The organism is Xanthomonas sp. SHU 199, assembly GCF_000364665.1.
Lineage (GTDB): Bacteria > Pseudomonadota > Gammaproteobacteria > Xanthomonadales > Xanthomonadaceae > Xanthomonas_A > Xanthomonas_A sontii.
In genome coordinates, this window is sequence record NZ_AQOI01000037.1 from 1 (window position 1) to 8,593 (window position 8,593).

At 61.4% G+C, this 8,593-nt stretch carries 18 protein-coding genes and 1 tRNA gene; all 19 read right to left on the bottom strand.

Annotation, left to right across the window (positions count from 1 at the left end):
- Positions 1–95: 95 nt before the first annotated feature.
- The gene (locus D183_RS0102145) at positions 96–1,136 is read right to left on the bottom strand and encodes a site-specific integrase (protein ID WP_017907533.1); all 1,041 of its coding nucleotides are present in this window, start codon (positions 1,134–1,136) and stop codon (positions 96–98) included.
- Position 1,137: 1 nt separating this feature from the next.
- Complete coding sequence (locus tag D183_RS26195; protein WP_081613242.1) at positions 1,138–1,356, bottom strand: DUF4224 domain-containing protein; 219 nt, start codon at positions 1,354–1,356, stop codon at positions 1,138–1,140.
- A complete protein-coding gene (locus D183_RS23800) occupies positions 1,340–1,519 on the bottom strand; it encodes a hypothetical protein (protein WP_017907534.1) in 180 nt (59 codons plus the stop codon). The genes D183_RS26195 and D183_RS23800 overlap by 17 nt, the downstream gene beginning before the upstream one ends.
- On the bottom strand, positions 1,512–2,273 hold the full coding sequence (locus tag D183_RS0102155; RefSeq protein ID WP_017907535.1) for a hypothetical protein: 762 nt from the start codon (positions 2,271–2,273) through the stop codon (positions 1,512–1,514). The genes D183_RS23800 and D183_RS0102155 overlap by 8 nt, the downstream gene beginning before the upstream one ends.
- Positions 2,266–3,336 (bottom strand): hypothetical protein, encoded by a 1,071-nt coding sequence (locus D183_RS0102160; RefSeq protein ID WP_017907536.1) that lies wholly within the window; start codon positions 3,334–3,336, stop codon positions 2,266–2,268. The genes D183_RS0102155 and D183_RS0102160 overlap by 8 nt, the downstream gene beginning before the upstream one ends.
- Entirely contained in the window at positions 3,330–3,791 is a 462-nt protein-coding gene (locus D183_RS0102165) for a single-stranded DNA-binding protein (RefSeq protein WP_017907537.1), read from the bottom strand. Before D183_RS0102165 ends, D183_RS0102160 begins: the two co-directional genes overlap by 7 nt.
- A complete protein-coding gene (gene bet / locus D183_RS0102170; RefSeq protein ID WP_198527625.1) occupies positions 3,788–4,636 on the bottom strand; it encodes a phage recombination protein Bet in 849 nt (282 codons plus the stop codon). The genes D183_RS0102165 and bet overlap by 4 nt, the downstream gene beginning before the upstream one ends.
- 545 nt (positions 4,637–5,181) lie before the next feature.
- Positions 5,182–5,258, bottom strand: a tRNA-Arg gene (locus D183_RS0102175).
- A 68-nt stretch (positions 5,259–5,326) separates the two neighbouring features.
- The gene (locus D183_RS0102180) at positions 5,327–5,524 is read right to left on the bottom strand and encodes a hypothetical protein (RefSeq protein ID WP_017907539.1); all 198 of its coding nucleotides are present in this window, start codon (positions 5,522–5,524) and stop codon (positions 5,327–5,329) included.
- Positions 5,521–5,745, bottom strand: coding sequence for a hypothetical protein (locus D183_RS0102185; protein ID WP_017907540.1), 225 nt, complete (start codon positions 5,743–5,745; stop codon positions 5,521–5,523). Before D183_RS0102185 ends, D183_RS0102180 begins: the two co-directional genes overlap by 4 nt.
- A 184-nt stretch (positions 5,746–5,929) precedes the next feature.
- The gene (locus D183_RS0102195; RefSeq protein ID WP_017907541.1) at positions 5,930–6,241 is read right to left on the bottom strand and encodes a hypothetical protein; all 312 of its coding nucleotides are present in this window, start codon (positions 6,239–6,241) and stop codon (positions 5,930–5,932) included.
- Positions 6,234–6,413 carry a hypothetical protein gene (locus D183_RS0102200; RefSeq protein ID WP_017907542.1) on the bottom strand — a complete coding sequence of 60 codons (180 nt, stop codon included), beginning with the start codon at positions 6,411–6,413 and terminating at the stop codon, positions 6,234–6,236. Before D183_RS0102200 ends, D183_RS0102195 begins: the two co-directional genes overlap by 8 nt.
- On the bottom strand, positions 6,410–6,814 hold the full coding sequence (locus D183_RS0102205) for a hypothetical protein (protein WP_017907543.1): 405 nt from the start codon (positions 6,812–6,814) through the stop codon (positions 6,410–6,412). The genes D183_RS0102200 and D183_RS0102205 overlap by 4 nt, the downstream gene beginning before the upstream one ends.
- Positions 6,811–6,939 (bottom strand): hypothetical protein, encoded by a 129-nt coding sequence (locus tag D183_RS28115; RefSeq protein WP_017907544.1) that lies wholly within the window; start codon positions 6,937–6,939, stop codon positions 6,811–6,813. The genes D183_RS0102205 and D183_RS28115 overlap by 4 nt, the downstream gene beginning before the upstream one ends.
- Complete coding sequence (locus D183_RS0102215) at positions 6,936–7,235, bottom strand: hypothetical protein (RefSeq protein ID WP_017907545.1); 300 nt, start codon at positions 7,233–7,235, stop codon at positions 6,936–6,938. The genes D183_RS28115 and D183_RS0102215 overlap by 4 nt, the downstream gene beginning before the upstream one ends.
- Positions 7,232–7,438, bottom strand: coding sequence for a hypothetical protein (locus tag D183_RS0102220; RefSeq protein ID WP_017907546.1), 207 nt, complete (start codon positions 7,436–7,438; stop codon positions 7,232–7,234). The genes D183_RS0102215 and D183_RS0102220 overlap by 4 nt, the downstream gene beginning before the upstream one ends.
- Positions 7,435–7,656 carry a hypothetical protein gene (locus tag D183_RS0102225; protein WP_017907547.1) on the bottom strand — a complete coding sequence of 74 codons (222 nt, stop codon included), beginning with the start codon at positions 7,654–7,656 and terminating at the stop codon, positions 7,435–7,437. The genes D183_RS0102220 and D183_RS0102225 overlap by 4 nt, the downstream gene beginning before the upstream one ends.
- Positions 7,653–8,060: an HNH endonuclease signature motif containing protein gene (locus D183_RS28220; protein WP_198527626.1), complete on the bottom strand. Its 408-nt coding sequence runs from the start codon at positions 8,058–8,060 to the stop codon at positions 7,653–7,655. Before D183_RS28220 ends, D183_RS0102225 begins: the two co-directional genes overlap by 4 nt.
- Entirely contained in the window at positions 8,057–8,434 is a 378-nt protein-coding gene (locus tag D183_RS0102235) for a hypothetical protein (protein ID WP_017907548.1), read from the bottom strand. The genes D183_RS28220 and D183_RS0102235 overlap by 4 nt, the downstream gene beginning before the upstream one ends.
- Between the last annotated feature and the right edge of the window lie 159 nt (positions 8,435–8,593).

The window sequence follows — 8,593 nt, forward strand, 5'->3', positions numbered from 1 at the left end:
TTTTGGTCGATGGTTCGAATCCATCACGGCCCACCAAACACCGCAAGGCTTTCGCTCCTGTCGCGCTGCTCCGCAATCAGCAGAGCGCTACGCAATCACTTCGTTGGGCTGGTCACTGCGCCCCTGCGATTTCGGACATAGATCTCTGTCGTAGTCACCGACTTGTGTCCTAGCTGCTTCTGCGCCTGCCGGATGTCGCCGGCCGAGTCGGCCTTGTCCGTGCCGGCCTTCGCGCGCAAATCGCGGAACTGAAAGTCCTTCTTGGCGATGCCAGCCCGCTCGCGGGCCTTATCGAATCGGTAGCGCAGCGCATCCTTGCCGATCGGCAGCCAATCCTCGCCCAGCAGCAGGCGTGTGCTTATAGGCGCACTATCCGGCCGCTTACGAGACAGCAGCCTATCAATCAGCGTGTCAAGCTCCCCCGTGATCGCGATGCGCATGGGCGTCTTGGTCTTGCCCTGACGCAGCACAAGCACCCGCTGGCCGTTCTCTGTCTTGATGTTGCGCAGGTCAAGCTCACGACTATCGGTCGGACGCTGCCCAGTCAGGTAGGCTAGATCCATCGCATCGCGAAGCACCTGGTCGGCGGCGTCGTACACGCGCTGCAGCACGTCGTCCTCCACGTACACGTCGCGCCCGCTCTCGCGGTTGCGGCTGACACCGGCACAGGGGTTTGGCAGGTCGGTGTACCCTTTGTTTCTGGCCCAGTTCCAGATGTGGGACAGTAGGGCCTTCTCTCTGTTAGCGGTGACCTTCGCATCCTTGCGCCAGTCCATGTAGGCGCGCACATGCATTGGGCGGATCGCCTCGAACGGCACCGGAGGGTCATCGAAGTAGGCCAGCAGCCGGCTTAGCTCGTTGATGTTCACGCGCTGGGTCTCGGCCCCCTTCGTCGGGATCACCTCGACCCGGTAGCGGTCTGCAATATGCCGGAACGTAGCTGCGGCAGCGGCCGGGATGCGACTCGCATGCTCCAACTCCGCCCACTTCTTGATCGCTAGGCCGTAGTCCGATCCCAGCGGCGTCTCCTTGCGGGGCTTGCCACCGTGATCGTAGTAGTAGTGCACAGTGCCAGATTTCTGCTTCCGCTTCCGGAAGCGCGGGATGGCGCCCGGTCGCGAGGGTCTACGCCCCATGTCATGCTGCCTTGTTGGATTTCCATGCAGTGGCCGATGACGGCGCTGGCGCTGCAGTTGGGTCTACAGCGCTGCGCAGCACTACCGGCCACCCGTGTGCATCGAGGTAGTGACGGATGCCGTTCGAGCGCAGGAATGCAGCCTGACGCGCACGCTGTGGCGTACGGCACAGCTCGGCGACCTCATCACGGGACAGGCAAAGCTCAGCCGAGCTCATCATTCCCTCCCTCCGGCACCTGCGCCTGCGAGGCGAGGGCGGCTTGCCATGCGCGCCACGCTGTTTCGGTTTGGCTGTTGACCGACATGATTCCGTGGGACACTCCGATCAGCCCTTCGGACTCTGCCCACGCCTCAAACCGCGCCCGCTGTTCGATTTCAGCCATGTGTTTTTTCCTCACAGAATATTCCGCAGTCAGGCATCTTCAGGGAATTCATCGGGCGGCCTTTCGCGTCGGCTGGAAGCTCATCCAGGAATATCCGCTTTCCCTTGTAGCGCGCCAGGCGTGCGCCTAGCCTCCGCGACTGCACCGCGCGTGACGCGAACACGTCGGGATGCACCTTCCGGACGTGATTCCAGTAGGTCGGCGACGTAGCCTTGCCGCAACCGGGGCAATTAGCATTCGGATAGCCCAGGATGTACATGAGCGGGATAGCGATGCCGGCGCGCGCAAGTACGGTGAAGCAATCAGCCTTGGTCAACCCAGCGTCGATCAGTACCGGCAGCACATTCGCGCGTTCGGTAAGCACAAAGTCATCATGACGCTTCTTCTCGTCTGCGGTGAAGCCCAGCACCATGTAGTCGTGCCGATTGCGCCCCTCCCACTGCTGGCGCGCACCCTTCTTGAGGAACTTGGTGCACGGCGCGCCTTCCACCCCTGAGATGTAGCGCTCTCGCTCCCAAACTTCTTCGACATCGCAAGAGGGGTATTTGGAATGGGTCGCAAACTCGATTTCTACACCCAGCCAGCGCTCCACGTCCGCCAGAAATCTCCGGTTATCCGGGTCTTCGTTTGCAATTGGATTGTTTACGACACGCACATCGTAGCTTGCGCCGTAGCGCTCCAGCGTCAACTTTGCGGCCACGGCACTGGCGGCGCCGCAGCTAAACCAAACTGTGATTACCTGTCGCTCAGCCATTCCGCACCGCCTTGCTGTCGATCAGCATCCGAATGGCTTCAATTCGATTCCACAGTTCTGTATCCTGGGGGCTTCCTGGTCGCTGTCCGCTGTCAAAATTGCTTTGCCAGATGCGGAAAAGTTCATCGACTTCACGCAAGTCCACGGCCGCAGGTGGGGCGGTGTAGAGCCGTACAACCTCCCATCCCTTCGATTCCATATCCTTGGCTGTGTCGGCCTCGATGCAGTCCCAAAAACCCTCGCACGTCCACTTATCGCGCGCGTGCCGGCGCCACTTCCATGCCGTCGGCTCCCCCACCGGCTGGCGGGCGGCGAGGGCGGCATTTATCGCGCGCATCAGCGATGATGAACTGACCTGAGCGGCCGGCTTTCCAGCCTCCGCACGCTCTGCTGCGTCTTCATTGCCGAGCCTGCGGTATTCAGCGGCGGCGATGCTTCGCGCCAGCGCATCCCCCGCGCCCTGCTGCTCGGCCTGCACCGGCTGGCGGGCGGCGAGCACTGAGAGATAGGCGGCATAGCCGACGAACTTCTGCGGCTCGACTATGCCGGAATGCGATGCGACATCGTAGACCGTCACGCCGTCGATAACGCGCCAGCCGATGATGCGGCCGCCCTGCTGCTCGGCCTGCGGCTGCGCTGCGGGCTGTTCTACGCCCAGGATGCCCCGCAGCGCCCACTGTGCTTTTGCGGCCGGTCCCATGACGTAGCCCTGCTGGTCATCCGGCAGCGCATCCAAGGCATCAAGGCTCTGAGACATGCTGTCGAAATCGCCCCTCTGCACCGACACCTCGTCTTCCTCTACGTCTTCTGCATTGTCGGAGAGGTTCCACGCGTCATAGGCCAGATCGAGAAGCATCCCGATCACTGCGCGGTCGGTAGCATTCGGCACGCCAGCGGCAGCAGGGGCTGCCTGCAGGTTGCGGAGGGTGCCGAGTATGACCTTGATCCTGGCCACGCCGTCGATGATCCCCTCGCCTGGTGCCAGTTGTGCTGCTGCCCAAATTTCATGCGCCAGTCCTTCAAGCGCCTCGGGGGTGATGGTCGGGGTCATATTGTTCACCATGGAATGTCATCCTCTACAAAGTCATCGGCGGCCGGCGTCGCTTGCTGCCTCTGCGGCGCGCTCTGCTGCGGCCTGCGCTCGGGCTGCTGGCGCTGCCGGCTTGGCTGCCTGTCCTCGTCGCCACGGCCGCCCAGCATCTGCATCTCGTCGGCGACGATGTCAGTGGAGTACTTCTCCACGCCGTCCTGCCCGGTGTACTTGTCGTAGCGGATCGAGCCTTCGACGTAGACCGAGCTGCCCTTGCGCAGGTACTCGCCGGCGATCTCGCCGAGCTTTCCGAAAAACACCACGCGATGCCACTCGGTGCGTTCCTGCTGGTTGCCGTCCTTGTCCTTGCGCACACTGGTGGTCGCTAGGCTGATACGGGTGATCGCCATGCCGCCCTGGGTGTACTTCACTTCCGGGTCATTGCCCAGGTTGCCAACGAGGATGACTTTGTTGATTCCACGGCTCATGCGGCTTGCTCCTGCACGATTGCATCCTTGAACTTCTTGGACTGATTCCGGATGTTGGAAGGCAAGCGGGTCCACAGCGCCATGACTTCCTCGTTAGTGAGGTTGAGGTCGCGATAGATCAGCTTGGCTGCTACTTCTGCGCCGCCGTCCTCGAACGCCTGGCGAACGGTCGCCGCCTGCTTCTCGATGAATTCTTGTTCTTCCTCGCTAAGCGAGTCCCACACGCCATCCAGCGGGGACGCTTTGCCGATGAGGACAGGCTTCTGGTCGATGACGTGTACATCCACGACATCAGCCGGCGCCGCTTGCGCCATCTCGTCGGAGGTGTAGAGGCCAGACAATTCAGCCGGGAATGCGCGACGCAGGGCCAGCGCCTCTGCCACCTTGGCGATCATCAGTTCCGGCATCTTTCCCCACAGCCCGGCCGGCTTACCCTCTTTTGTCAACTGACGGTAGCTGTCCAAGCGGGCAACGGCATAGAGCGGCTCCTTGAAGTCTGAGCGCATCACGCCAACCTTGGCGGCCATCGGCGGCACCGACTCCAACCAGCAGTCAACCCATTCCTTGCCGTCCTCAGTCCACCAGGGGCCAAGCTGCCCGGCGTACTTGCCGCTACGCTCAGCGATCAGTCGGAAGCCATCGATGCTGACCTGCACGCTCATCACTTCGCGGCGCTCGCGGCTGTCCCAGCGCTTCACGGCGTAGATCTGCCGGGCGAACGGGTCCAGGCCGGTGCGCTTGCACTGCTGGATGAACAGCGACAACTCGTCGTCAGTCGTCCCCTTGGCGATGGTCCGCTTAATCAGGTCGGTCTGGTCTTCGCTGATCGTGGTTACTGCATTCACGTCGTTCTCCTTGTGGCTTGTAGATTGCAAGATGCGCGCACGCTTCCTCCATGATGTTTCCTGTGGCATGAAACACAAAGCCACTCAACTGCTAAAGGCTTTGAATAGTCATCGTGGTGGGCATGCACTCTTATGTCACTTCCGCACCTCTCACAGTCTCTCTTGGCTAACCTTCCTGTCCTGAGTGCCTGCTCAACTGCATGGTGTGCTTTCCGCTGAGCTACGTACCATTCTGTGTTCTTATTTTTCTCTATCCACTCTTTTCGGGAATTTGGATTTTTTCTTGATGAAGACTTGAATGCATTTGCGCAAGAAATCCCGCAGAACTTTCCTCTCCCTCTGTTGACCTCTTTGAGGAGCGCTTCAAATGATCTGAAGCACCAATTGCAGGTAGTGGTTACCTTCTTCACCATAAATTGATCTCGCTGTGGCGGCGGCTTCGGCGCCCATCCGTAAACTCTTCCGGCTGCGGCCTCTGTTACATGTCCCCTTATCCAGGGCGAGGCCGCAGTCGGAAAAGTGCCGGTCTTTCCCGGCTGTCATGGTGGCGCGGCATGATGGAGTCGAACCACCAACAACCCGAATAGAAGTCGGGTGCTCTATCCAGTTGAGCTAATGCCGCTTGTCAGTGCCGGTACTGCGTCAGGCTTCCGGCCAGCCTGGAGATGCGCGCGCAGTTCGCGGGGTGTTCTACCTTCGTGCGGCCACGATGAGGATGGCGCCGAAGATAATGAGGATGGCGATCAGTGCAGAAATCCAGACCGGCGACAGCACCCACCACCACGACCACGCGATGACGCCGGTCAGCTTCAGCACGATGAAAACGATGGTCAGCAGGCCCACAAAGCCGGTGCCACCGGAGGATGAGGAGGAACTGGAATTGCTCATTGCTTGCCTGCCTTGAAAGTGAATTGACGGTTGAACTGCGGCCCATGCAGCAGAGGTGCTAACGGCCCGCGCATGAATGGAGCAAGCCGACGCCGCGGAAGAATTGCCACCATCGCAGCCTTGGTCTCAGCGGACTGCTGGCTGTAGCGCTCCCAGTTCTCGAAGCGCAGCAGGTCGTCCACATGCTGCTCCAGCGGGGTTAAGTGCAGTGGGTCGATCATGGGCGCTGCTCCCGCGTTTCCTTCCATTTGTAAAGCCAGGGCTGCGCTATATCCCAATCCCCGCTAACTACGCGCCATCCATCGCCAAAGCGTTGCGGCTCTTGCTCGTACCAAAACCAAGTGCCATCCGCATCCATCGCCAGCCAATTCGCCCACTCCGGGGCCGTGTCCCACGACGGCTTACTCATGGCTGCTCACCTCGGGCTTTGGCTAGTGCCGCATCGCGCAGCTCCATCCACTGCTGGGCGAGGGACCACAGCAAGGCTGGATCGATCGTTCCATCCTCAATCTCGCCCAACAGCCGATTCATTACCGGACTATCGAGCGCCTCGTAAAGCTCCGGCGCCGCAGAGATGAGGCGGGCGTCGTCCTGCATCTGCACCAGGCCAGTGAGTTTCTGCACTTTGGCCACAACTGCTCCGTTCGTGGCCGTGACCTCGCTGAAATTGCTGAACTTGACGCGCCAGGGCCCCGGCGTCCACTTCGTCTCACTCATATCCAATCTCCCTAAGCATCGCGCAGATGCCCTCAATTCGTTCGATGTCTGACAGCTCTAGGTCGGCGTTCCCCTTCAGCACTCCCGTGCAGTCGATGCTCATCAGGCCTTCGGGCTTGGGGAGCGTAGGGATGCCAACGCTCATCGCTGCGATGAAGTCGGCGTCTTTCATGGCGAGTCCGGCGCCGGCGCGGCGGCGATCATAGACGGGATCTCGATGAACCAGCGGTAGGGCGCATCGCGTGGCGGCATGCTGCTGCCCGCAGGCGCGACAGCATCGGCGTACTCGACGAGATTTGCGTGCTCCACCCAGCAACCATCCTCGATGTAGTCGAAATTGTGGCGCTCGGGCGATTCGCTATCGTCCGGATCAAGCCAGCCGACGACGCATAGCCGTCCTTCGGGGGCCTCAGCTATCGGCCTCCAGTCGCCCGGCACTGCGGGTGCGGACGCCTCGGGCTGCGAGACAATGGCGGCGGCGATCAGGGCGATCTCTGCTTCCTCCCCCGCGCTGATCGGCAGAGAGCACAAGGCGCTTAGCAACTCCCGCGCCCGCTGTTCGATTGTGTTCATGCCACTACCACCATCACGATCACAGCCCCCAGCGCGCCAACGCAGACGCCAGCAAGGAAGCAAAACAGGTCAGTGCGCCGCAGGTACGACTCGTAGGCCGATCGGGCTTGCTCGTAGCTGGTCATTCGATCACCTCGATGTATTTGACGGCGACGCGAGCCACATGGCCGGCAGCGCCACGTGCACTAGCCTCGTCTGCATGCCCGTAGAACTTGATATCGCCGTTCCCGGTGTACTCATTCACCCAAATCACCCTCGGCTCGCGGGGCTTGATGCGGTAGTCGAATTTCGATGTGTTCCAGACAGGGATAGAAGTCTTTATCATCGGCTCCCAGTCTGGGCGGCCAAGCCGTCGAATTTCGACCTCATCCCCGCGCTCAAACGCCTGCATCACCTCGATCATCTCTGCGGTCGTTTTCATGCTTGTTCTCCGTATGCCTGCTGCATCCGAGCGCGCCGGGCTTGCTCTGCCATCTCTGCGCGCTGCTGTTTGGGGTTCTCTGCGGTGAGGAAGTCGCGGACTGCTTTGCGCGGGTCCAAGCCCATCTGAACCGCAAGGTGGTGCACGTGCGAGACCTGGTACTTGTCGTAGCTGTCTTGCACGGGGAACATCACGACGCTCATTCCTGCCTCCCCTTCCTGCGGTAGCAGCGGACCTGCCAACACACCTCATCGATGGTCACAAAGCAGTCGTAGCCTTGTTGGTGCATGAAGAGCACCGTCGTCTGCATTTCTTCGCCTGAGTGGCAGTGGATGATGTGATCCGCCACCCGCTTGCGCCGAAACGCCAGGCACAGCAGCAGCACAACCACCGCGCCGACGAGCCAGTAGGGCCAGCTCATTGCGCACCTCCTGACGTTTCACGCTTTTTCCCAAAGGCGCCGTTGGGGTGGGTTACTGAAAGTTTCATTCCGCGATTCCAGCCGCCGCCACCCCTATACGGCACACCACGCCCTTTAGCCTCCCTGTCGCGAGCGTTGTCTTTGGCTGTGCCTATGAACAGGTGATCGGGATTGATGCAGCTCCGAACGTCGCACTTGTGGCAGACATACATTCCATCGGGGATAGGGCCAAAGTGGTGTTCCCAGGAAATCCTATGCGCCCTGTACTGCTTGTTGCGACCAATGCCAATGCGACCGTAGCCATTCGTTGACATCCTTCCTATCCACAGCCAGCAACCAGCTTCCGGAACTGGAATAGATAAAGACTCAAGGCGATTGCCTATATCTCCACGCTTAGGGCTCATGCGGCCACCTGCCACGGCTTGGCCGGCGCGGTGCGCGGCTTGACGTCGTACACGGTCAGCATCCGCTGCACGGCTTCCAGCCGCGATGCGCCGACGTCATCGCTGCGCCGCACGATCTCGCTTTCGATGTAGTCGCTGACCAGCGTGCGGAGGATCTCGGCGGCGCCAGCGTCGTTGCCGTCCGCCAGGTGGCCCGCGATCAGCGTGCACTGCTCATCGCTCAGCTCGCCAAGCGCCTCGGCGAAGACGGGGCCGCTACGGTGCAGGTCAAGGGTCAGTTCGTCGGCGCGCTGATCTGCAAGTGCCGCGGCGCGCTCCTGGCGGTTGCACGATGCGCAACCGCAGTGGGGGTGATAGGCATGTGCGAGGGCCATGGATCAGGCCTCCTCAAACGCAGCGCGGACCATCGCGCCGAAGCGTTCGCGCTGGGCGTCCCAGGCGGCGGCCCAGGCGGCGTCCCAGGCGGCGGCCCAGGCGGCGGCCCTGGAGGCGTCCCAGGCGGCGTCCCTGGAGGCGTCCCAGGCGGCGTCCCT